The following is a 22,655-nucleotide window of genomic DNA, read 5'->3' as shown; positions in this document are numbered from 1 at the left end:
GTGCTGTTCGGCCAGCTGCGCCCTGTCACCGCGATGGGGCTGGACCTGGACTGGCCGGTTTGGTCCACGCTGGACGTGGCCGCACTGGCGCTGGTCACCGTCGCCATCGTGGCGGTGTTCCGCTTCAAACTGGGCGCGGTTACGGTGTTGGCGATCTGCGCGCTGGCCGGGCTGGCCCTGCGACTTGCCGGGATCGCTTGATGACGCCTGATCTGCTGACGGGCATTCTGAAAAAGGACATAAGCCTATGATCAATTCGCCCATCGTCACCGCGCCTCAGCTGGCCGATATGGGTCTGTTTCGTCTGCTTTACGTCCCCACAGCAGAGGAACGTCCCACGGGCATGACGGTTGTGCCGATCCGGATCTGGGTTGCCACGGCCAAGCAAAGCGACACGGGGTTTGATGACCTCGCCTATTGGCAGGACCAGATTGCACAATTGGGCCTGACGCAGGATGCCCTGACCGTGGTCCTGGACGACGGCAGCATGACCGAGGCCGCCCGGGTTTGGTTCATCCTGCAGTATTTCGGGCTTCCGGCCGCGGTGCTGAACGGGGGCCTGCCGGACCTTGGGACGCCTCCCGCGCAGGCGATGCCAGGCACCTCCGCACCCGACCTTCGCCCGGGCGCGGGGGCAGTCGGCCTCATCGGGCGGCAGGAGCTGAAGACAGCCTTGCCATCCGTCCAGATTTTTGATGCCCGGACCGCTGCCGAGTTCAGCGGCGAAGATCTGAAGGGGAACAAGCGTGGGGGCCATCTGCGCGGCGCCGCGCATCTCGATCATCGCGATTTGCTAGACGGGCGGCATCTGCGACCGGCAGCCGAATTAGTGCAGATGATGGCTGATGCAGGGGTCCGCCGCGGCGTTCCTGTCGTCACACACTGTCAAGGCGGCGGACGCGCAGCCCTGGCAGCCTTGGCCGCACTCACCGCGGGGCAGGAGGATATCAGGGTCTACTATCTCAGCTTCGGGGACTGGGCTGCGGATGAAAGCTGCTCCTTAGAGTAGCTCTACCGCAGCGAATTTCTTAGCATAGCAAGGTTGTTCTCATTGCTTAATCTCTGGATGCCCCCAGAAGCATCCCCGGAAAATGTGGATAACTTGGCGCTCAATCCAATGAACCCACTTCCCCTCCATATTGAGCAACAATAAGCTATGTTATGTAGCATTTTCTTACGAACGTGTATCAAACACATACGTTTACCTAATCAGCCTATGATCTGCTCGCCTATAAATCTCGTTCTCTTCATTGTCCGTCCCCAAGCTATGACGGACAATGAACGAAGGTGGATGAAAGTCCCGTGGCAGATCATCTCTGTGCCTCCACTGCCACCACCTCAAGCGCCGACGATCATGCCGCCGTTGGGATGCAGGGTCTGGCCGGTGAAGTAGCTGCCGTCCGAGGAGGCGAGGAACAGGAAAGCCGTCGCCACCTCCCACGGTTGACCGGCGCGGCCCATGGGGGCTTGGGAGCCAAAGTCTTCGACCTTGTCGGCGGGCATCGAGCCAGGGATAAAGGGTGTCCAGATCGGGCCTGGGGCCACGGCGTTCACGCGGATGCCTTTGTCCAGAAGGTTCGACGCCAACGACCGACTGAAGGCCAGCGATGCACCACGCGTGGTGGAATAGGCGATCAAGCTGTCGTTGCCCTTGAAGGCGTTAACCGAGGTGGTGTTCACGATGCAGCCGCCTTCCTTCAGGTGCGGCAGGGCGGCCTGCGTGCAGAAGAAATACGACATCACGTTGCTGTCCATTGTGCGGCGCAGACGTTCTTCGGACAGTTCCGTCAGATCTTCATCGGGCCATTGCATCGCGGCGTTGTTGATCAGGATGTCCAACTGGCCAAAGGCCTCCACCGTCCGCGCGACCGTATCAAAGGCATGGGCCTTCACGCCCAAATCTCCAGGGATCAGCAGCGCCTCGGCACCCTCCGTCTCGACCAAGCGCTTGGTTTCCTCGGCGTCCTTGTGCTCTTCGAGGTAGGCGATGGCCACCTTGGCCCCCTCGCGGGCAAATAGCACCGAAACGGCACGCCCGATGCCGCTGTCGCCACCGGTGATCATTGCGACCTTGCCCTTGAGTTTGCCCACGCCGGGGTGACGCGGCATGTAATCAGGGGCGGGGTTCATCTTGTGCTCGTCAGCGGGCATTGCATCCTGATGTTGCGCCGGGATCTTCTGGGCGTTGGTCATGGGGCGGTCCTTCAGTGGCGGGATGGTTTTGTGTTGTTCATTAACTGCCACGGAGAAAGACAGGTTCCGGACACTGCGGCCTACATTTCAAGGTAGAACGATCCAAATCAATCCCTGCCTACGGTATCAACCTGACGTCATGAACTGGCCCCTGTTTCGACCGGATACTTGGGCATAGCCATGGAGCTTAGGCATATGCCTGAGCCCTTGCTTATGTCTGAGATTAAAATCATCGCCAATGGCGGTGGTCGGCGCCGCTTGACCGCCGCCGAGAAGCTGCGGATCATCGAAGTCGAGGAGGACCATGGCCCCGGCGGGGCCACGTAAGCCCCCGAGGGCTGGAGGATCAGGCCGGCATTTCCATCTTTGCAAGCCGCAATTGCGTTGCATCCCACCTGCTGTATCGTTGGCGAAGGCTCATGCGCGAAGGCGCGTCATCTGCGCTTCCGTCAGACAGAACAAGTTGTTCTGATCAGGTGTCCTTGCGGCGGCCTGAATCACGCAAAGGACGTATAATCAATGGGTCTCAAGCCTAGTGATCCTCAGATTAGCCCAAGGAAAGGTTCACAGCGCTTTCGCGTCTGTCCCGGCCGGTCTCGATATCGAAGTAGAGTTTCTGTCCATCCGAAAGCGTCCGAAGACCCGCTCGCTCAACGGCAGAGATATGTACGAAGATATCTTTGTTTTCGTTATCAAGCGCAATAAAACCAAAGCCTTTCGTCTCGTTGAACCATTTTACCGTTCCAGTCGCCATCTTCTTCTCCTTGAAGCATTACGCTGTTAAGGTTTTTGCCGGACGATATCGAATCGGTCCTCATTGGCACCACTGCCATACTTGTTGCCGAGAGCCGATATCCCCATTTCCAACGCGACACGGATTGCCGTTGCCAGCACAACCTGCGGCGCACCAGAGAACTGAAACTCCTTTACGAGAGGTATGTCTCCCCGCAGGCAGGCTGCGATGCAGACATATCCTGCTGGTTTGCCTTGGTCGTCATCAGGGCCGCCCACACCCGTTATCGCTAGGGCCAGTTCAGCTTCAGGCGTTGCGTCCAAGCGCCCGTGGCCATCTGCTCCGCCACCTTTGGGTCATAAACCGTCTTTTCTTTGATCAGACGGGGGGACACGCCAAGCGCCGCCACCTTCATTGACGGGGTATAGGTGAGGAAACTCCCTTCCAAGGCAGAGGAACTGCCGGACACTCTGGCGATACTCGCGGCTAACAGACCCCCGGTGCAGGATTCAGCCGTAACCACCCGACAGCCACGTTGAACCAGTTGCTTGCAAAGCCTGTTTGCGGCTGCGTGCAGATCGACTGGAAAGTGAAGGTCCGCGGTCTGACCTTTCAGGATGGCGGGGCGGAACAGCCCCTCGTCAAGCGTGCCGATGAGAGCCAGCCGATCGGATTGTGGATGGGAAAGATTGATCGGATTGATGCGCTTGAACCAGGTCCGCCCCAGCCTTGTCAGAACCGTGGCTACAACTTTCTGCGCGTGCTGATCGCCCTGGGTATTCAGGAGCCGATGCATATCCGACACCGTCACATCCGGATTGTCATGCCAGGCTTGATCCAAAGCGAAGACCGCGATGTCCCATTCGAGATAGGTCGCGCCGATCTGGGCCTCGTCACCGGCTCCGATCCCCAGCCCGTCGGTTGGCTTGGCCCGCCATGTGTGCTCCGGCACGCCGATGTTCCGGGCAAGCCACGGAACCTCCCATGATTTGAGCAACCCCTGCACCGGTGCCAGATCACCCACATCGCCATGCAGCGTCCAGAAGCCAGCGCCTAGCTCCGAAAAGTTGTCCGTGCTGGCGACAAGCCCTCCAAATCTGTGGGCCTGATCGTAAAGCGTCATCATACGCAAGCGGGCACGCAGATTGCCGCGTCGGGTGCGAACTCCCTCATCATCACCGGAAGCGATGGCTGCATCGAGATCCGCCATGGCCAGCACCATGCGGTCGTATTCTTCAGAGAGATCCAAATGAAAATGCTCAAGGTCCAAAGCTCTGCAGGCATCGACCCCGCGTTTGGTTTCCTCCTGTACCTGATGAATGGGCAGGTTCAGGCCGATGACCCGCCATCCTGCTGCCTTGAACAGCGCGGCTGTCAGCGCCGAGTCGACCCCGCCGGACATTCCGAGGACCGCCGTTCCAACCCCGGTTTGCTCGCGATAGTCATGCAGCTGACCGACCAACTGATCCTGCACGTCCTGCAGTTTGGAGCCTGATAGGAAGAGACCCTGCTCCACCTGATTGGAAAAATTGCGTGAGAACCAGGGCGATAGTCCGCCGGCTTGGTCTTGCCGCGACAGGTTCAGGATTTCGCTTTCCAGCATGATACACCATTATTGATTGGTATGCTGTATACCTGCTGGGTGGCCCGATTGTTCCCGATCCAGTATCTGTTTCATCGCTCCAAGCCAGGTCGCTTAACACTGGTTTCCATTTGAACCACCAGCTTAGGCTGCCGCGGGTCGGATTGCGGCTTGGAATGCCGGACGCCCCTGCATCGCTCGAGATATGCTTTCAGGGCGGGATGATCGTTCAGGGGGCAAACCCGTGCCGCAAGCCACAAAGACCAGCCAACCTGGCAGTCGACTCCGGAAAACTCACTCAGAAGCCATTCCGAGTCAGTGAGCGAATTTTCGAGCAACCGAAGTGCCGCGGACAGACGGTCCATTGCGCCGGCCTCGGATCTCGCCGCAACGGGCTGAAGCAAGGTTTCTGCGTAATGCAGCCAATCCAACCATCCCACGCGTCCGGCAGCACCGGGGGCACGCCATAAATGAGGCGCACGCGTTTCGCAGAGCCACTCAGCCATCGCACCTGTCTCATGCATGGTCATCTCGCCATCATGCAAGGTTGGAGAGCATGGCGGATGAAGGGCTGCGTGCAGGGTTCGAGGGCGCGATGCGCGCTTCAAGCGGTAGGGACACCCGATCTCCTCGAGCAGCCAGAGGATCCGGGTCGATCTCGAAAATGGAACATGCACAAGCGTCATCAGGCTCATTTCGACATCCGGACTCCCTTACTCTGCTTCTAAGCAAGCGCTCCAGATCGCACAGTGACACTCGGCTGAGCGATATGATGAGCGCAGCGGCCAGCCGGTCCAGAACAGGTACAGTCGGGATTTGTTCCTGGCAGATAGACCATTCCAGCCATATTCAGTGGCGGCAAGCTCTTTTGCGATCTTGTGCATCAGCGAGCGGATCAAGTTCTGGGCTGACCATCTCCGGGATCTGTGGCCACTGGCTTTGGTAGGAGGACAGGAACCGCCGCGAGGATAGTCAGCACGATCATCGCCGACATGACGGCAGTGGCCTCAAGCCCCAGGCCCGCCATGATCCCGATGCCCGCCGTTGCCCATATGTTGGCGGCAGTCGTCAGACCTTCGATCTGACGTCGGGTGGAGCGAACCATGATGGCTCCTGCACCAAGAAACCCGATGCCCTGAATGATGCCCTGCAGGACGCGAGACATATCATCGATCTCCATGCCACTCTGCATCGGACCCAGCACAAAGAGGGCGGCTCCTACGGCTACCAGCATGTGCGTGCGAACGCCTGCGCTTCTTCCTTTGCGCTCGCGCTCATAGCCGAGGATACCCCCAAGCACAGCCGCGAGTCCGAGGCGAACCGTGATGCGCGTCAGCGTCGATATGTCAGGAACGTCGGAGAACTCACTGACGATCGTGAGCCAGATTTCTTCCGCCATGGTGGCCTCCCGATCAGCGCGGCAGTCCGCAATGAGCGGCTGCCAAAAACCTCCAGTTGAAGGAGCTTTCTATTCGGGGCCGGTCATTCTGTGCTGATCGGGTGCCTCATAGAACCCCTCTAAGCTCGTAACGAACACCGGCAGGCGCGTGATCAAGCCTCGCCTTGCCATCAAAGTAGGACGGCACGACACGTTCCGTCAGGCGAGATCCGAAGCCTTTTCTCAAGGGCGGTGTGACCGGTGGTCCGCCTGCCTCAACCCAGCTGAACGAAAATGCCTTGCTCTGGTCCACTTGCCAAGAAATTTTGACAGTCCCATGCTCGTTCGACAGCGCACCATATTTCGTGGCATTCGTCGACAACTCGTGGAGAGCCAGTGCCAGTCCCATGCTTTGTTGCGCGGTCAGGTCCACACTGTCACCCATGATCATGAACCGATGGCCCCCATCGGTGTGAGGCGCAATAGCTGCCGCGACCACCTCCCGAATGTCCGCAGTCTCCCACCGATGCTCGGTGAGGATGTCCTGTGCCCGCGTCAAGGCCTGAATGCGATCGGAAACGACTTGGGCCGCTTCGTCCAATGATGCCGCGCTCCTGAGGGTCTGGGTAACGACAGACTGGACAATGGTCAGGGTGTTCTTAAGCCGATGGATCATCTCCCTTTGAACCACCCGCTGCTGCCGTTCCCAATCCCGCCGCTCGTCCAGCAGTCGTTGGGTCTGGGCAAGCTGTCGCGCGGCATCGAGATGTTGCCCGATCAATTCAGCGAACAGCGTCAGCGTCCGGACGATCTGAGAAGACTTCAGGGCTCTGGGAGCAGGATCGATCGCACAGAGGGTACCAAAGAACTCTCCGCTCGGCAGATGGATGGGAAATGACACATAGCTCTGAAAGCCGTACATCAGGGGCGTCTGGTGGTGTCGATAGAGTGCATCCGTCAGGACGTTCTCGATGATCACCGGAGTCCGCGCCTGTTGGATCTCCTGGCAGATGATGGTTGCCACAGGCAGCGCACCGCCCAGAGCAAGTCCGAAGCCTATTTGGTCCTTGGTGGCGCAGGCGATCCAGCGGCTTTCGGTCACCCGGGCTACGGCGGCGAACCCCATCCCGGTCATCTGGCAGACCACCTCGAGGATCGACGAGACAGCTGGAATGGAGGAGATGATGTCGAGATCGGATCGAAACTCGCTCACTGCAGTCCCCTGTTTTCGGTCATCCCGCGGTCATCGGATAACCCTCGAATTCGGAGTAATTTATGCGCATGCAGCTGCCGCGTCGACCCGACAGGGTATTGATAAACATTGATAATGGAGAGCTTTCGACAGGCTTTCCTCATGAATCGGCAGGTTTTTGCTCACGTTGGTCATAATGGAGAACGCCGGACTGCCGATTGGAACCCGCACTACGTCGATGCGTTCTTACGCCACGACAATACCGAGGTTCCCCATGGCAACTATCGCAAAGGATGCTGTGCCGACCCCAACCGTCAAGCGAGCGCGACGGCAACCCGGCAAACTCCACTACTCTGTAGAGAAGTGCTCTGCTCGGGATCGACAGGAGTTCCTGAACAGGCTGATAGATGTGAAAGTCGAACAAGCCATCCGCTTGCTAAAGCAGCATTCCATGGCTACGCCTCGACGTTGACTTCGGATGAAACTTCGGCATCCATCTGTCCTTGGTGCAGTCGCACTGTTATGACGTCGCTCAAAGAGTATGCACGTTCAAGAGACTGTCGCTGATGTCATATGAGCCGGATGTCTTTGCGTTTCTCGGTCACCATGGTCCGGTCGCATCTCTGATCAGAGGCTTCGCGTGGTCCGCAACGTCTCTTGGGCACCCAGAAACCTGGCCACAAAGCCTCAAGACCGCCGTCGCGCTGATTATCCACTCTCCCGTCCCAATCGTGATGCTTTGGGGTAAGGATGGGGTGATGATCTACAACGACGCTTACTCCGTGTTCGCGGGCCACCGCCATCCCGGCCTGCTTGGATCCAACGTTCGCGAGGGGTGGGCAGAGGTGGCCGACTTCAATGATCACGTGATGAATGTCGGCTTGGCGGGTGGCACTCTAGCCTATCGAGATCAGGAATTGACCCTCCATCGGAACGGTTATCCAGAGCAGGTCTGGATGAACCTCGATTACTCGCCGATCCCTGATGAACACGGGCGTCCGGCGGGCGTCGTGGCCGTAGTTGTGGAGACGACTGACCGTGTAATGGCTGAAAAGCGCAACCAGCAGGAGTTCGAAAGGCTTCAAAGCCTGTTTGTACAGGCGCCGACTTTCATGGCTATGCTTAGTGGCGCAGACCATAAGTTCGTTATGGTCAATCCTGAGTACCGCAGGCTTGTCGGAGGCCGGGACGTCGTCGGGATGTCCGTGAGGGAAGCTCTACCGGAAATGGGCGCCCAAGGCTTTCTATCCCTATTGGACCATGTTTCTGCCACGGGAGAGGCCGTCACCCGGACCTCCGAACGTGTCCTGCTACGCTGGTCTGATAGCGCCCAGATGGAGGAGCGCTTCGTAGACTTCGTCTATCAGCCGATCCGCGGCCAGAAAGATAAGGTCGAGCATATCTTCGTTCAGGGATCGGATGTGACCGAGCGCGTCCGGGCGGAAAGGCATCGTCAGCTGTTGATCAACGAGTTGAACCACAGGCTGAAGAGCACGCTGTCGTCGGTGCAGTCGATCGTCCGGCAAACGCTTCGTACGACGGCTTCCAATGATGACGCTGCAAAGATGATCTCCTCCCGGATCCTAGCCATCTCACGCGCACATAATGTCCTGACAGCAGAAAATTGGGAGAAGGCCGATCTTGGGACCGTTATCGGCAGTGTGCTGGCACCGTTCCAGGACTCCGATCGGAACGCTGTTTCCATGGAAGGGCCTGCGCTGCAGATCGGCCCACATGCGGCAATGTCCATTGCCCTGGCTGTTCATGAACTGGCGGCAAATGCCACCAGATACGGGGCACTTTCAGCCGCCCGAGGCAGGGTTTCAGTGATGTGGTCTCTAGAAGCCTGTGATGCATTCGTCCTATCCTGGAGCGAGCAAGGCGGGCCACCAGTGCATCCTGCGCCTGAACAAGGCTTCGGCAGCCGACTGCTGGAGTGTATCCTGCCGCGCGAGCTTCAAGGCAGCGCAGTCATTGATTTCCATCCGAACGGGGTTATCTTCACCTTGACGAGTACCCACGCTGCAATGCGTGAAGAACCAGCTCTGGATGAGATGGCATAGCATGGCACGCGTTCTGATTGTCGAAGATGAAATGCTGGTGGCGATGCTTCTTGAAGACATGCTTGTCGATCTTGGGCACGAGCCCGTTGGGCCAGTCATGCGGGTCGACGCTGCTCTGCAAGCCGTCGCCGAGGAAACATTCGACATGGCCGTCCTCGACATTAATCTCGCCGGCAAAGTGTCTTTCCCCGTAGCAGAGAAGCTTGCCAGCCTTGGCATCCCCTTCATGTTCGCAAGTGGCTACGGGAAAGCAGGCCTCATCGCCGCATTCAGCGATTTTCCTGTTCTCCAGAAACCTTATGACCTCAACGACCTGTCTCGTCACCTTCTGCAGCTTGAAAGCTGAGGTCACGGGCAGTGGTATCGTTACTTGCATTGGCACACAACGACGATCATGTTTCTACACATGGTCGATCGCCCATGTTTAAAAACAGTAAGCGTCCGGCGTCGCTGCACTGCCCCGCGTAGAGTGTGATTGATAGTGCCCACTACGGGATAGTGGACACTGTGGGTGCGTGATGGCGGGTCGGACGAAGCGGCTTTGGACGGACGAGGAGAAGCGGCGCATCTGTGTGCAGACGTCACCGCCTGGTGTCTCGGTTGCGCAGGTGGCTCGTCGCTATTCGATGAATGCCAACCTGATATTCACGTGGCTTCGCGACCCGCGCTATGCGCCGGACGCTTCGGCGGATCCGGATACGGTCCGTTTCCTTCCGGTCGAGATCTTGGATCGGCCCATGTAGGATAACAGCGGGACCGTGAACTTCCATTGCCCCGCGGTCGGCTGGACGGTGTTGTTCGCACTGAGGTCGCTGTCGGACGGCATCTGATCACCCGGCTGATGAGGAGGATGATCAGGCTTTAGCACGCACAATTTGCGCGTTGTGCAGTCAAGAAATTACAATTTTTAAGGTTACTTCTAGCGCTCATAGCCCACGACGCTACCGACGTTTCTTCATCACGCCAGTCCGCTTTAAGCGACAGAAACGTCCTCGCTCAAACTGGGTGCATTGACCGGAAGAACCTTCAGCCGCTGCATCAAATTCGTCATCGATAAACCACGAATGCACAAAGCGACGCCCATCGCGGGTCGCGTTAACCTTGCAGAAAATGCAGATCCGTACGGTCGGGAAACCCCTGTGAAAGGAGCTTCCCGTGATCACGTTCAGCATTCGAGGCGATCAACTGATCGTCGATCCCGCCGTCGGCACCAACTCCTCCCAAGGCACGGCGACGGTGCAATGGGGCCGCCAGATCTGGGCCAAGGACCACCGGATCGAGATCACCGCCATCAACGACACGGGGACGGAGCTGACCGGCAGAAGCGGGATCACCGGGCTGAAGGTCTTTGACGGAACGGGCAAGCAGGTCGCCGAGTACCGGCCGATGAACCCCGGCCAGACCGCCAACATCCAGAGCGATCTCTCGGGCCTTGGGGACGATTATGCCCGGATCAACACGTCGGTGATGCAGCCTGCACCGGGGTCGCCCTGGATCGGGCCGATCATGATCACGAATGGTGACAATTCGTTCGCGACGCTGCCGCAGACATTCCCCGTGGGCAACGGCGCCTATGATATCGCCCCCGCGCTGTCCCGTCCCCTGGTGGCGCCCTGCTTTGGGCCGGACGTGCTTGTCGATGTCGCCCGTGCAGGCGTGATCCCGGTCCGGGATGTCCGGGTGGGCGACGCGATCCTGACCGCCGACGGGCGCCAGCCCGTGCTGTGGACGGACCGGCGACACTGTCCCGGCAAGACCCCGCAGGACTGGCCCGTCGATTTGAACGGGGAGCTGTTCTCTCCCCTGCACAGAATCCTCTGGCACGGGCGGTGGGCGAAGGCAAAGCACCTTGCGGAGGCCGGGCGTGCCGCGCTGCGGCCCGATCACGGCCCGATTTACTATCATCACATCCTGTTGCCAGTGCACTCAGTTATCCTGACCGCCCGCAACCGGGTCGAGAGCCTGCTGATGACACCCTATTCCCTCGGCCTTTGGGATCACCCCCCTGCCCTGTGCGCACATCACGGTGCATCGACGCGACTGACCCATGACGAATGGCGACGTGGTGAACTGCTGCGTCAGGCGCAGCGTGTGGGCGCGGCGGCAACGGCAATACATAGTCACGATAAACATATGGGTAAAGTGTAATAGCTGTACACCTATGCGAACAGTGCCATGCTGCATATAAGCCATTATTCCTTGAGAGTTCTTATTAACCGAATCCGACCCAGTTCCCATTCCACGACCAAAACCCAACCCAGTACCAAGACCAGACCCAAAACACGGTCCAAATCAAGTAACAGGCTGCGAACCTCATGTCAGGATCTCCGAGCAAGATGCAGGATCGGGAAGTGTCCCGGTTCGCGATATTGGTTCAAATGTGGCCACAAGACACAGTTTCTTAGATGCCACAACAGACTTAGATCCGGGATGGCATCGTAATGTCAATGTCTGGTTATTGGGGCAACATTTTTGCATCACGCTGAGTACTCTAAAATTGAAGTGGTGAGACCAGTGTCATTTGATAGGCATGTTTCCGGTGAACCTCCAAGTTTCCGGCAAACACACTATAAGGAATGTGCAAAGTTCCAGGTAGATTTTCGCAGAACTCAGTACAATATTTTCTTGTTCGATAGCCCCGGCGAATAATACGAGGTTCCGGGGACCATTAGTCTGCAACTTGCGGCCGTAGATAGCTGATCTCCAGTGACCTTGTAGCATGTGATCTCACCCTCGATGATCGCAGCCGATGGCGATAGATGATTGGAAATCAAACGGGAACCGCTTTCTATCTATCGTTGACCTGGCCTGATGCGTTGACCAGCTGGGCATTGGCAGGTTCAATGCTGCAACTTAGCATCGAAGGATGACAAGGTGACAAAGCGTATCGAAAAAAACTCGTTGATCTTGCGCAGTAGGAACGTCAGCCAGCGCATTAGCCTTGTTGATACAGCGTTTGAGCGCCCGACGTCGGACTATCCGCCGGGGCATTTGCTTGTAGTTCCCGCTCTTGAAATTATCCCTACTGGCTGGCGGCGGGTCAGCAACTTTGACGCCGGCGGTTCTGATGTCAGTGTTATAGTCCGGGTGGCTGAGGAGGTTCTGTCGTCATCGGGCCTTCGGCACCCATCAATCGCGTCGGATTTCCATGTTCATAGCGGCCACAGCTTAACCGACACTTATGTCAATTCCGGTATAGAAGGTTGGCCGGGAAACCTCGCCAATATCTTTATCGGAGAGTTTGGTGAACCTGCATGGGTCGATCGGCGTACGCATGCTCAGGATACGGTTCCAGGATCGCCAATGTCTATTCGGTGGGAGCGCCGGGATCTGCTGGCTCGAACCAACATTGACGCATTCCAGTCGCTGACAATTACCGAAGGAGGCCCTCCACCGCGCGTTTCGGAGCAGGCGTCCGAGGGCATGATCGATACGCTGACACATCTGATGCTGTTTTCCGAGAACGCGCTGGCGCGCGGTGACGGAGGCAAGGGAGCTGAGGTTATCCTATGGTCCATCTGGCCCAGTTTGAACGGTTTGTCCGATCGGCCGGAATGGGCAGATCTTGGCAACTTTCGTGCTTGCCTACCGGAATATGGCCGCAGCTTCCGGTATCTTGCGGATTATGCGACGTGGAAGATGCATCAGAACCACAAGGCTCTTTCTCCGGAATGGCGTGTCTGGATCATACCGGGTCACGCCTGGATGGCGCGCATCCATGACGACCTGCTAGGCTCTGTTGCTCCGGGTCTGACAGAGATAGGTGATCTGTTCCAGGATGACATTCATCTCAATCCTGTTGGGGAGTATGCGGGGTCGTTGCTTGTGTTCACGATGCTGTATCAGATTGACGCGCGGGCCCTCAACTATGTGCCATCCCCTGACATCATTGCGCCAGAACTGGATGCCTATCTCAAACGCGTCGCATGGGAGGTGGTAAAGTCGGAGGAGGCGGCCGGCTTGGGCGGCATGGCTAATAGCGATAGAGCTTTCGATCCTGCACTCCACGGTGACCCTTTGGGGAGAATCTGACGGCCAAGACTGGCACCGGACGACGGTTCTGACACACGGATTGCCCTAGTGATCCTTCGGGTTGGGATCGAACGTGCGTGCAAATTCTGCACTTCAAAAGCGCCCAGGTGATGTTCTCTATTTTCTTCCGTGCTAGACCGGAGGCCCACAGAACTGAATCTGAGAACGGTATGAACCGCAGGTCCATGGTGAATGCGATGGTGCTAGGCGTGGGCGGAGCGATGGCCGCCGCGTTCGGTTGGCATCACCATCAGCGCACTAAATTGCCTCAAGAGATGGTGCTCAAACCGCGGTCCGTATTATCCGCCCCGGACCGCATCGGTTCTATTTTCCATCTAGGACATAGCCTCGTCGGCCCAGATATTCCGCATATGTTGGCGCAACTCGGTGGGAACAGTTATGCAAGCCAGATTGGCTGGGGTACGACACTCAAAGCCCACTGGACCGAAGGCGATGCCTTGGCAGGATACAAGCTTTACGCGAGCGGGGATCGTGAGCTGGTCCCTGCGCGTCAAGCGTTATCAGCACCCGGTATCGACGTCCTGGTGATGACTGAGATGGTTGAGATCCGCGATGCCATAAACTGGTTCGATAGTCCCCGATGGTTAGCCGAGTGGGCGGCACTTGCCCGCCAACGTAATCCAACCATCCGCATTTATCTCTATGAGACGTGGCATTCGCTTGACGATCCTGATGGATGGCTGGAGCGGATCGATAATGACCTGAAAGCTTATTGGCAGGGCCGGATCATTGCCCCTGCGGAAACTGACCATCGCACAGGGGAATTTTTTGTCATACCCGGAGGTCAGACAATTGCCGCAGTTGCACGTGCGGCCGAGATCGGTGAACTTCCTGGAGTGACTTCACGTGAGGAGTTGTTCGCCCGAGATGAGGCGGGGGGTCAGGATATGATCCATTTGAATGATCTGGGCGCCTATGTCATCGCCTTGATCCATTTCACGGTCATCCATCATAAAAGCCCGGTTGGCCTTCCTTACCAGCTTCTGCGCGCAGACGGCACTCGCGCTGTCAGCTTTGGCGCCGAAGCGGCAATGCAGGTCCAGCGCATCGTGCGCGACGTTGTCCGTCGTTTGCCGCAAACTGGTGTAGCCCGCGAACGCCTCAGCTAATCTTCACCGTCCGCTGCTGGCACCTCAGGATAGAAACCTAAAAGTTCTTTCCACCTTCCACATATCGCTTTGTAAATTGTCTCTTTAAATTCTTGGCAATTTTAAACAGCCGTGCTGCCGGTTTCTTGTCATTAGAAATATCTTTTGGTTTGGAAGATTGAAGATAGCTGCGCTGGAGAAGATCTGCGGCAGCATGCCAGTTTGCGGTTAAAGCCCTATCGTGAATTCCGGTGAACGTGAACGATGCGAGATCTGTCTCGTCTATCATATCCCGGTTCGTCTTCACAAAAACGACCTCTAAAGGTGAAAGACTTCGTCCAAAGAATGCCGACCGCCATAGAACGTCACCCTCTTTCGCCGTCGGATTCTTGAACATGATTGCACTGTCTTCACAGTTGAAACGGCTGTATACGGGCAAAATCGAGTCAAAGCTCCAGCCTTTTCTGAAAATCTCATTTGATAAACGGAGTTCATAGGCAAGTATCACGTCGAACTTATTGTAAGTCTCATCGGATTTGTAAAAATCAATTTTTACAAGATGGTTTAGTGCCTCTCGTGTCAGCGCATATGATGTCGTCTGTACATGCGATCTATTGCATTCGGACAAGAACATTTCATTATACTGATTCTTGAAATCTGAGCATTCGGGAAGAATATTTATGGAAGCACCCACCAAATGGACATTTCCTCTTAGTTTGGAGGTAAATATTTCAGTCCAGGATCGGGACAGGTAAGGGGGCGTAAAAGGCCCCCTTACAGATGAATTGACGAAAATATAAAAATCATGGAGATCCTCAAAGTGGTTTTTGATATATGTTGCATATCCTCCAAAATCGTTGTTTAGATTTTCTGTGTATATGTACTTTACGTTATCAAAATGGGGAAGGGTCAGGGAGCACTCACCAGAAATGATGATGTAATATTCTGCCTGTGCGTGTATAGCGGTAGATAAAAAATAGGTTAGGTTGTCACGATACACACTATCTTTCTCGAAATAGTGATAGATTACCGCCGTGCCAGTAGCCATCCTGAACCTCCGTGTTTTGTGTACTACCGCTGATATGTATATTTAGCCTGCGATGAAATGTGGTATATCTTTAGTGATTTTAACGAGAGTGCCCAAATTTACCAGCAGACTTACACGGCGATGCGGTTAATCTTTCGCTATGATGTCCATAATTCTCTTTGCGATTTTCAATGGTGAATACCCATGAATGCATCTGCCTCCGTTTCGGTAATCATCACTGCTCGTGACGCAGTTGCGACCATCGCGGACGCGGTCAGCACAGCCCTAGTTGACGCTGAGACAGCCGAGGTGATCGTCATTGACGACGCCTCCGACGACGACACGGCGGCGGCAGCCGAGGCAGCCGGACGGGGCGATGACCGCCTGACGATCAGCCAGTGCGCTGTCAATATCGGACCCGCCGCAGCGCGCAACCGGGCAGTGGAGATGGCTACGGGCGATTTCGTGGCGGTTCTGGATGCCGACGATTTCATCTTGCCCGGACGCTTTACCCGGCTGCTGGCAGTTCCCGATGTCGATATGATGGCCGACAACATCCTGTTCGTTGCCGAGCACGCGGGCCCAGGCAATCTGCCTCCGACGCCGCCAGTCAACCCCCAGGTGATCGACATCGACCTGGCTAGCTTCGTGCGTGCCAACCATTCGCCGCGCGGTACCAGCCGTAAAGAACTGGGCTTTCTGAAACCCCTAATGCGTCGCGCGTTCCTGCGGGACCAAGGATTGTGCTACGACGAGACCATGCGCCTAGGAGAGGATTACGACCTTTATGTACGGATGCTGCAGCAAGGTGCACGGTTCTGCGTTTCAACCGAAGTCGGCTATGCCGCGCGCTGGCGAGAGGATTCGCTGAGTTCGCGTCATCAGACGGCTGATTTGCAGGCGCTGTACACGGCCGCGCTGGCGCATCTCGCAGTGGACGGGATGGATGACACTACCCATGCCGCCTTGGCGGCAATTGCCGACGAATTGCGCCAGCGCTTTCTCTTGCGCGAGTTTCTGGACCAGCGCGCGAAGGTTGGCCGGGCCAGAGCTATCCTTTCGGCCTGCTGCGATCCAATGACCTTTGCCCCCGTGGTCCGGGGCATTCTTGCCGACAAGTTTTCCGCGCGCAGGCCTGCTGCCGCATCCCGGATCGGCCGTCTACTGATCGAATAGGGGTAACTTGCGCTTGGCCTAAGGAGTTTAAGCACCTTATTCCTGTCTTATGCACCTATGACGAAATACAAATCTTCTCGTATGTCATCGGTCATTGGTCTTTTCATCACCATGCGACGCAGCTGATTTTGGGAGAACGACTGGTACCGCGGCGAGGATGATTAGAACTATGATTGCCGACAGAACAGCGGTCGCTTCCAGACCAAGACCCGCCATGACGCCTATACCCGCCGTGGCCCAGATGTTTGCCGCTGTCGTGAGCCCCTCGATCTGGTGCCTTGTCGAGCGTACCATGATCGCCCCTGCCCCTATGAACCCAATACCCTGCACGATGCCTTGCAGGACGCGTGACAGGTCCCCGATTTCCATCTCGCGTTGCAAAGGCCCCAGAACGAACAGCGCCGAGCCCACCGCAACCAGCATGTGTGTACGAACGCCTGCACTTCGACCCTTCAGTTCTCGCTCATATCCAAGAACTCCTCCGAGTACGGCTGCAAGCAACAGGCGCACAGTGATCCGCGATAACGTCGATAGATCCGGGACGTCTGCAAATTCACTACGAACAGTAAGCCATATCTCTTCGCCCATGGCCGTCTCTTCCCAGGCTGATATGTTCATGACACTTGCGTAACGACCACGATGAGGCATGCCAAGTAAGCATTATGGGCATGTGAAACCTAGGGAGGAGACCTCTCGAGCCGTTTAGGATTATGGACTTTAAAGCTTTATCTCCGCTCTGACTTCCAAGTCGGCGTACGCTCTCCAGATTGCCTGATACGAATGGTCCGTTGGCTGCATTCCACGACAAGTTGGACCGCTGCAGTCTCATAAGACGCGGCACGTCAGTCGTGGAGACTAACTTATATTGCCCTCTTGAAGCTGGAACGAGCCGTGGACGGCAAGGTTGTCGATCATCACGGAGGAATGTGATGACGTCTGACCACAACCAGGACCAGGACGAAGCCGAGCAGACCGTCCCGCTCATGGAAGAGCAACTGACGGTCACGAAGCGGAAGAAGGTGACCGACCGGGTCAGGGTCTCGACAGTCACCGAGACGGTGGACAGCGTTGTTCCCGTCAATTTCTCTGACGTCGAGATAGATGTGGTCCGGGTCCCTATCGAGCGAGATATCGACGTTGTCCCTGATATCGTGACCGAAGGGGATCTGACGATCATTCCCGTGGTCGAGGAGCGGATCGTCATCACGCGACAGCTCGTGCTGCGTGAAGAGATCCATGTCCGCCGCACTGAACACCGGGAAACCTCCGACATTCCGGTCACCATCCGGCGTCAGCGCGCCGTGATCGACAATCTCGGCCCTCAGACTGAGGGTCAAATCATCAGCAAAGAGGAAACTCACGATGACCTATGACAATGACGCCGGTACCTCCAGCGGAAGTATGTCCGTCTCCGCCATGTTCGATACGAATGCCGATGCCCAGAACGCCGTATCGCGGCTTGAAGCGCTCGGGATATCGCGCACGCAGATCAGAACAGTCGAGGGTGCGACCCAGTCTACTGAGCAGAGAACCTCGACGACCGAAGACAAGGGATTCTGGGATAGCCTCGGCGATTTCTTCTTTCCCGACGAAGACCGCTACACCTATGCTGAGGGGCTGTCGCGCGGTGGGGTTCTTGTTACCGTGACGGGCCTGACGGCCGCACACTACGATCAGGTTCTCGACATCCTAGACGACGAGGGCACTGTCGATTTGGCGGAGCGCGAGGAGAGCTGGCGGTCAGAAGGCTGGGGTGGCTATGAGGTCAGTCCCCATGCGACCGGAGCCAGAACCGTCGGGTCAGCCGTCGGGGCGGACGGGAACTATGCCGATACGTCCGCTCAGGTTGATGACAAGAGCATACCGATCGTCGAGGAGCGGCTGCGCGTCGGCAAGCGAGACACCAGTCATGGTCGCGTTCGCGTTCGGGCCTACACTGTCGAGGAACCTGTGAGTGAAACGGTAAACTTGCGTGAGGATCGCGTCGCGTTGGAACGGCTCCTGGTTGATCGGGCCGTCACTGATGCCGACACCGCTTTCCAGGACCGGACAGTCGAAGCCGAGGAGTATGTCGAGGAGGCGGTCGTCTCAAAAGAGGCGCGTATCGTCGAGGAAGTAAGCCTGCGCAAAACCAGCGATACGCGTCAGGAAACGGTGACCGACAGCGTCCGTCATACGGAAGTCGAGATCGACGACGAACGGTCCGACACCCCCCGCTCGACCCGCTGAGCCAGATATCATCGTCTAACCTGTTTGGGTCGCATTCTAAAAAGGGTGCGGCCTAGATATTAATATGGCCTATCAATGGATTTGAGGAGTGCTTCAAACGAATATTCCTGAGAAGCGTAATACTATCCTGCGCAGACGGCATAAAGTTAAGTTTTCTGCGCTGCAACTGATGATGAATCTGGAACAGGCACCTTGGTCCTGGCATGAATAGCAAGTAGATTATTTTGCGGTAATAAACTCGGATCTCAGGTGTCGCGTTGCCCTTAAATGCGGCACACGGCGCGTTGCGCAGCGCTTGTTGTCCTTAAATATGACATTCAGACGCCATCTCGGCGGAGTTCTTTCCTGTTATGCATTGCAATCCGGTCAACTGCTGCAAGAAGACGGGGTTCTTCTTCAAACGCACGAAGCAAGGCAATTCTTGCGGAGCCATCGAGGCCGGTGCTGAACAGTGCCGCCTTGACCAGTGGACGAGACTGAGCTGCGGCGATGGCGGCAAGGCAGAAGAGTCTTACGTCAGGACTGGGACTTTGGAGGGCAAAAGCCGTATCCGCGCGAACGGACTTGAGCGCTTGGCATAGGTGGCCGCCCGCATGGCACGTCGAAGTTTTTTGGTGCAGTTGGACGCTACCGCGCTTTTGATCAGCCCTGCCCCGCTTCGGGCACGACGCACCAGCTTTTCGGATATTCGGCTGCGATCAGGCTTGATGAGGATCGAAAGGAGCCGAGTGCCGCAGATCTGGCAGTCGAATGCCCATAACTTCCGCCATTGTTTGAGCGCTATGCCACGCCGAGAGCAGTCGGGACACGACTGGAACGCGACCTGTGCCGTCATGAGGGCTTCGGTTTGAGTCATTGTCCCAAAGGTAAGGGATTGAACAGTTTCAGCGGCAACGCGGGCCGCAATCGATATCTTTTCTGCAGTGGTCGCATCCACCTCGACGTCAAAATCCATCATGGCGACCTGTCGCGTCTCGATTCCGATATGCGCCAAAAGTTCGTCGACCTCACAATGATTGGTGACGGCCAGTCGCGTTAGCCACCCAGAAAGCAATTCATCTGCAAGAGGCGTGACAGTTTTAGGCAGCGGTCGCTGCTTCAAGCTCTGGCCTTCTCTAGCCGCCGTTGGGTATTTGCATGGCGCGACCAAACCGGTGTCCATTTAGCGACGGCGTCGTCGGTGACGCATTCCTGGCCGGTAACGATCGCTTCGATGGATAGGTCCTTGACCAGAGAAAAGATGCGCGAGGTCACCCCGCCGGTCAGCGCCAGTATCTGTTTGAGCGATTTAACCTTCAGATTGGACTTCTTAGCGAGCGGCATGGCCGCGATTAGGGTCTGGATCATGTCCGAGAACTCGGCATCGTCGCGCCAGTTTGGCAGGTGGTGTTCGTCCAGGCGTCGCGCGAGTTGGACATCGCCGCGAATGGCATCGACCGCTTCGCTGACTCCAAAACAAACCAGTGATGCCTCGAGTTCATTGCTGAGATAACGCAGAACATTCAGAAAGCGGCGTTGTTCGCGATGGGTTCCCGCAAGGAGGTTGTGGACCTCGTCGATCATGATCATCCGAAGCCCGAGGTCGCGAAGAAGGCCAACGACGCGAACCTCAAGCGAGGCGACACTTTGAGCCCGCAAGCTTAGCGCCGATGACGGAGCGCCGACGGCAGCGAGGATGTGCATATAGAACCGCCGCTCGTCCGGCGCTGGTGGTGCTTGCAAAAGAAGCAGCGCAGTGCGCGTGATACCTGATTCCGGATCGTATTCCGGCGCGTACCTGCGCGACAGATTGCGGGCGATCATCGTCTTGCCGATGCCAGAGGCCCCATGAACGAGAAGGCCCGGCATTCGAGTCTGCGGTGGCATCTCGATGAGGCCTTGCAGCCGGTCCAGCACTTGTTCCGCCCGCGGAAAGCCGATCCACATGTCCGATTGAATGAGGGCGATACGGTCGTCTTCTATTGTTTCTGCCCTCAATTCACCAGCGCTCCACTTTGAACATGGGGCGCGATGTATCACCCGTGTCGACCGGTCGCAGCCCCTCTGACGCCCGATCATCGGCAGCCGGACCCTTCATCGAAGAATTCCTTTCACGAGATCGGCGCTCTGTCTTGGTCAGAGCGCGGCTTTCACTCTCGATCTGGCGTTGCTGCCGGATCAATTCGGCGAGGACCAATTCATTGGTGCCCACTTTCCCCATGGCTCGTGCCTTTTGCATGGCCTCGCGGTATTCCCAGAGCGACACCGGCGGGATTTCCAGGTTGCGGTACCGTGCCTCGACACACCTGCCGCCGTCCAATTCGATCCAGACGGACGAGAGGTCGCGGGGATCGTAGCGGACGACTACCTTTCCGGCCCGGCGACCGACATAGCCCGCGAGGGTGTCGGACCAGTAGCGCAGGTCGAACAGATGGATGCCGTCACGACGCACCTGCCGCTGCTCACTTGGCAAGAAACTTACCCGAAACGCCTCCATGTCGAAGGGGATGTCGCCGGACATTTCCCCGGCGAGCGCGTCCCACTTGGCAACGGGCGTGCAATTAAGGCTCGAATGAATGCTGTTGTTGTAACGGCAGATTTCCAACGCAAACCACCGATCAAATTCTCGCAAGGTCATCGCCGCCATGGCTTCCGCGTCATAGCCGCCCTTGGCCGCGACCGACGACTGAGTTGTTCCCGGCAGGAGATGGACCGCGCCCATCATGGTCCCGATCAGCCGCTCAACATGCCCACCAAAATGAGGGCTTCCCGGCGGGCGATAGACCAAATTGATCCCCCATTCCGCACATGCCGATTGAAAGGCACGGGATCGAAAGTCGCGGCCATTGTCGACATGAATGCTGTCCGGCTTGCCCTGCGCAGGCCACGGGACATTACACTCGAGGTCAGCCAGAAACTCTGCTTTGGGGGCGACGGCCCGCGTGAGGCACAAGGCCACAGAAAGGCGAGACGGCGCTTCAAAGCTGACGTGGTATCCCGTCACCATGCGCGTGGCGATGTCGATCGCCAAGGTCACCCAAGGCCGGCCGATGGACTTGCGCTCGAAACTGTCGACAAGGATGATGTCCGCTTGTGTGTGATCGATTTGCACAACCTCCAGCGGTCGTTCTGATCTGTTCCTTCCCGTCACCGGCGCAAACTTCTGGCGCGCTGCTGTTGCGCCCTTGCGCGCTTTCATGACTTCTCGGGCGTCCATTGCATCAAGCCGTCGCTGAATGGTACGGCGCGTCGGGGGCTGAAGCCTACGCTCAAGGCAGGCACTGCGGATTTCTGTCACAACTCGCGCCAGGCTGGGGCGTTCTCGCCGAAGGTAATGCCGAGTCAAATGGTCCTCGATGATCCCTTCGACATCACCGGGCACCATGACCGACCCTATGGGTCGGCCGCGTTTGCGGGGAGCAAGAGCACTTGTCCGGCCACCTTCTTCCGCAAGCCGTCGGATCCAGCGCCAAACTGTAGTCTTACTGACGCCAAGCTCCCAGACTGCATCACGTATACCGCTTTGCAAGCTCCCGGTACGATTGAGATATGCCTGTACAAGCGGTCGAAGGACCGATGCCCGGCGCAGCGCCTCAGCACCAGCATCGTCACAGTATTCGTTATTACCTTCCATCGCCGCCAACCGTCCAACCCCGAGCACCCTGTGTCAGCTTTAGCGGCAAGAATGCCGGATTTAAAGGCAAGATACCGTATTTAATGGCAAAGCCGAGCCGTTGATTTTGTTAACTTTCGTATGCCGCATTTAAGGGCTACGCGACAGCTGAGCGTCTAAAAGAAACGCATCAGCTTGTTGCTAGCGACGACCATGGACACACCTCCAGATCTCTTTTCGGACAGAGATCTGCCCGCGTAGCGGAGCGGGAGCCCAAAAGGCGAGGCACATCGCTGCAACGTCAAATCGCCGCGCGCCACATCCGATACCGCCCCTGCCCGGTCAGCAT

The 22,655-nt window shown here is 57.1% G+C and carries 21 protein-coding genes and 1 pseudogene; 11 read left to right on the top strand and 11 right to left on the bottom strand.

What is annotated here, in order from left to right; genetic code table 11:
- Positions 1 to 201: pseudogene (locus TY51_RS22485) on the top strand (chromate transporter); the annotation flags it as partial.
- Between the two features lie 46 nt (positions 202 to 247).
- Positions 248 to 1,009, top strand: a complete 762-nt coding sequence (locus TY51_RS05505) for a sulfurtransferase (protein WP_042246922.1) — start codon at positions 248 to 250, stop codon at positions 1,007 to 1,009.
- Between the two features lie 329 nt (positions 1,010 to 1,338).
- On the opposite strand, the gene TY51_RS05500 is transcribed toward TY51_RS05505, so the two are convergent.
- From TY51_RS05500 to TY51_RS20115, 6 genes are all read right to left on the bottom strand, one after another.
- Complete coding sequence (locus TY51_RS05500; RefSeq protein WP_042246920.1) at positions 1,339 to 2,193, bottom strand: SDR family oxidoreductase; 855 nt, start codon at positions 2,191 to 2,193, stop codon at positions 1,339 to 1,341.
- Positions 2,194 to 2,740: 547 nt separating this feature from the next.
- Positions 2,741 to 2,947 carry a cold-shock protein gene (locus tag TY51_RS05490; protein ID WP_042246917.1) on the bottom strand — a complete coding sequence of 69 codons (207 nt, stop codon included), beginning with the start codon at positions 2,945 to 2,947 and terminating at the stop codon, positions 2,741 to 2,743.
- 26 nt (positions 2,948 to 2,973) lie between these two features.
- Complete coding sequence (locus TY51_RS23945; RefSeq protein WP_255351385.1) at positions 2,974 to 3,204, bottom strand: CinA family protein; 231 nt, start codon at positions 3,202 to 3,204, stop codon at positions 2,974 to 2,976.
- 11 nt (positions 3,205 to 3,215) lie between these two features.
- Entirely contained in the window at positions 3,216 to 4,529 is a 1,314-nt protein-coding gene (gene nadE, locus TY51_RS05485; protein ID WP_231558919.1) for an NAD(+) synthase, read from the bottom strand.
- 874 nt (positions 4,530 to 5,403) lie between these two features.
- On the bottom strand, positions 5,404 to 5,907 hold the full coding sequence (locus tag TY51_RS05480; RefSeq protein WP_081994723.1) for an MgtC/SapB family protein: 504 nt from the start codon (positions 5,905 to 5,907) through the stop codon (positions 5,404 to 5,406).
- Positions 5,908 to 6,013: 106 nt separating this feature from the next.
- Positions 6,014 to 7,099, bottom strand: coding sequence for an HWE histidine kinase domain-containing protein (locus tag TY51_RS20115; protein ID WP_052649832.1), 1,086 nt, complete (start codon positions 7,097 to 7,099; stop codon positions 6,014 to 6,016).
- Between the two features lie 545 nt (positions 7,100 to 7,644).
- On the opposite strand from TY51_RS20115, the gene TY51_RS20110 reads away from it, so the two are divergent.
- From TY51_RS20110 to TY51_RS05440, 6 genes are all read left to right on the top strand, one after another.
- Positions 7,645 to 9,141 carry a sensor histidine kinase gene (locus TY51_RS20110; RefSeq protein WP_052649830.1) on the top strand — a complete coding sequence of 499 codons (1,497 nt, stop codon included), beginning with the start codon at positions 7,645 to 7,647 and terminating at the stop codon, positions 9,139 to 9,141.
- 1 nt (position 9,142) lies between these two features.
- On the top strand, positions 9,143 to 9,487 hold the full coding sequence (locus TY51_RS05460; RefSeq protein ID WP_042246912.1) for a response regulator: 345 nt from the start codon (positions 9,143 to 9,145) through the stop codon (positions 9,485 to 9,487).
- A gap of 172 nt (positions 9,488 to 9,659) precedes the next feature.
- Positions 9,660 to 9,884: a transposase gene (locus TY51_RS05455; RefSeq protein WP_231558917.1), complete on the top strand. Its 225-nt coding sequence runs from the start codon at positions 9,660 to 9,662 to the stop codon at positions 9,882 to 9,884.
- Positions 9,885 to 10,296: 412 nt separating this feature from the next.
- On the top strand, positions 10,297 to 11,289 hold the full coding sequence (locus TY51_RS05450) for a Hint domain-containing protein (RefSeq protein WP_042246909.1): 993 nt from the start codon (positions 10,297 to 10,299) through the stop codon (positions 11,287 to 11,289).
- A gap of 726 nt (positions 11,290 to 12,015) precedes the next feature.
- A complete protein-coding gene (locus TY51_RS21700) occupies positions 12,016 to 13,173 on the top strand; it encodes a hypothetical protein (RefSeq protein WP_156117895.1) in 1,158 nt (385 codons plus the stop codon).
- A 77-nt stretch (positions 13,174 to 13,250) separates the two neighbouring features.
- Entirely contained in the window at positions 13,251 to 14,303 is a 1,053-nt protein-coding gene (locus TY51_RS05440) for a hypothetical protein (protein WP_197054652.1), read from the top strand.
- A 37-nt stretch (positions 14,304 to 14,340) separates the two neighbouring features.
- Here the strand turns inward: TY51_RS05440 and TY51_RS21695 are convergent, their stop codons facing one another.
- Positions 14,341 to 15,330, bottom strand: a complete 990-nt coding sequence (locus TY51_RS21695) for a hypothetical protein (protein ID WP_156117893.1) — start codon at positions 15,328 to 15,330, stop codon at positions 14,341 to 14,343.
- Between the two features lie 183 nt (positions 15,331 to 15,513).
- Between TY51_RS21695 and TY51_RS05435 the strand changes: the two genes are divergently transcribed.
- On the top strand, positions 15,514 to 16,485 hold the full coding sequence (locus TY51_RS05435) for a glycosyltransferase family A protein (RefSeq protein ID WP_042246903.1): 972 nt from the start codon (positions 15,514 to 15,516) through the stop codon (positions 16,483 to 16,485).
- A gap of 84 nt (positions 16,486 to 16,569) precedes the next feature.
- Here TY51_RS05435 and TY51_RS05430 read toward each other — a convergent pair whose 3' ends face one another.
- Positions 16,570 to 17,073 (bottom strand): MgtC/SapB family protein, encoded by a 504-nt coding sequence (locus tag TY51_RS05430; protein ID WP_081994722.1) that lies wholly within the window; start codon positions 17,071 to 17,073, stop codon positions 16,570 to 16,572.
- Between the two features lie 341 nt (positions 17,074 to 17,414).
- Between TY51_RS05430 and TY51_RS05425 the strand changes: the two genes are divergently transcribed.
- Both TY51_RS05425 and TY51_RS05420 read left to right on the top strand, forming a co-directional pair.
- On the top strand, positions 17,415 to 17,858 hold the full coding sequence (locus TY51_RS05425) for a YsnF/AvaK domain-containing protein (protein WP_042246897.1): 444 nt from the start codon (positions 17,415 to 17,417) through the stop codon (positions 17,856 to 17,858).
- The gene (locus tag TY51_RS05420; RefSeq protein ID WP_042246894.1) at positions 17,848 to 18,714 is read left to right on the top strand and encodes a YsnF/AvaK domain-containing protein; all 867 of its coding nucleotides are present in this window, start codon (positions 17,848 to 17,850) and stop codon (positions 18,712 to 18,714) included. The genes TY51_RS05425 and TY51_RS05420 overlap by 11 nt, the downstream gene beginning before the upstream one ends.
- 511 nt (positions 18,715 to 19,225) lie before the next feature.
- Here the strand turns inward: TY51_RS05420 and TY51_RS05415 are convergent.
- From TY51_RS05415 to TY51_RS05405, 3 genes are read right to left on the bottom strand one after another with little or no spacing between them, the layout of a single operon-like run.
- Positions 19,226 to 19,816, bottom strand: a complete 591-nt coding sequence (locus TY51_RS05415) for a TniQ family protein (protein WP_231558916.1) — start codon at positions 19,814 to 19,816, stop codon at positions 19,226 to 19,228.
- The gene (locus TY51_RS05410; protein WP_042246892.1) at positions 19,813 to 20,691 is read right to left on the bottom strand and encodes a TniB family NTP-binding protein; all 879 of its coding nucleotides are present in this window, start codon (positions 20,689 to 20,691) and stop codon (positions 19,813 to 19,815) included. Before TY51_RS05410 ends, TY51_RS05415 begins: the two co-directional genes overlap by 4 nt.
- Position 20,692: 1 nt before the next feature.
- On the bottom strand, positions 20,693 to 22,078 hold the full coding sequence (locus TY51_RS05405) for a Mu transposase C-terminal domain-containing protein (RefSeq protein WP_255351384.1): 1,386 nt from the start codon (positions 22,076 to 22,078) through the stop codon (positions 20,693 to 20,695).
- Positions 22,079 to 22,655: the final 577 nt, after the last annotated feature.

The sequence above is a fragment of the Paracoccus sp. PAMC 22219 genome, from assembly GCF_000787695.1.
Taxonomy (GTDB): domain Bacteria; phylum Pseudomonadota; class Alphaproteobacteria; order Rhodobacterales; family Rhodobacteraceae; genus Paracoccus.
The sequence above is the reverse complement of the archived record's forward strand: the minus strand, read 5'-3'. Positions and strand labels throughout refer to the sequence as shown.

Coding starts and splice junctions, on each gene's coding strand:
- TY51_RS05505 (WP_042246922.1), top strand. CDS start 248: ATGATCAATTCGCCCATCGTCACCGCGCCTCAGCTGGCCGATATGGGT.
- TY51_RS05500 (WP_042246920.1), bottom strand. CDS start 2,193: ATGACCAACGCCCAGAAGATCCCGGCGCAACATCAGGATGCAATGCCC.
- TY51_RS05490 (WP_042246917.1), bottom strand. CDS start 2,947: ATGGCGACTGGAACGGTAAAATGGTTCAACGAGACGAAAGGCTTTGGT.
- nadE (WP_231558919.1), bottom strand. CDS start 4,529: ATGCTGGAAAGCGAAATCCTGAACCTGTCGCGGCAAGACCAAGCCGGC.
- TY51_RS05480 (WP_081994723.1), bottom strand. CDS start 5,907: ATGGCGGAAGAAATCTGGCTCACGATCGTCAGTGAGTTCTCCGACGTT.
- TY51_RS20110 (WP_052649830.1), top strand. CDS start 7,645: ATGTCATATGAGCCGGATGTCTTTGCGTTTCTCGGTCACCATGGTCCG.
- TY51_RS05460 (WP_042246912.1), top strand. CDS start 9,143: ATGGCACGCGTTCTGATTGTCGAAGATGAAATGCTGGTGGCGATGCTT.
- TY51_RS05455 (WP_231558917.1), top strand. CDS start 9,660: ATGGCGGGTCGGACGAAGCGGCTTTGGACGGACGAGGAGAAGCGGCGC.
- TY51_RS21695 (WP_156117893.1), bottom strand. CDS start 15,330: ATGGCTACTGGCACGGCGGTAATCTATCACTATTTCGAGAAAGATAGT.
- TY51_RS05435 (WP_042246903.1), top strand. CDS start 15,514: ATGAATGCATCTGCCTCCGTTTCGGTAATCATCACTGCTCGTGACGCA.
- TY51_RS05430 (WP_081994722.1), bottom strand. CDS start 17,073: ATGGGCGAAGAGATATGGCTTACTGTTCGTAGTGAATTTGCAGACGTC.
- TY51_RS05425 (WP_042246897.1), top strand. CDS start 17,415: ATGACGTCTGACCACAACCAGGACCAGGACGAAGCCGAGCAGACCGTC.
- TY51_RS05420 (WP_042246894.1), top strand. CDS start 17,848: ATGACCTATGACAATGACGCCGGTACCTCCAGCGGAAGTATGTCCGTC.
- TY51_RS05405 (WP_255351384.1), bottom strand. CDS start 22,078: ATGGTGCCCGGTGATGTCGAAGGGATCATCGAGGACCATTTGACTCGG.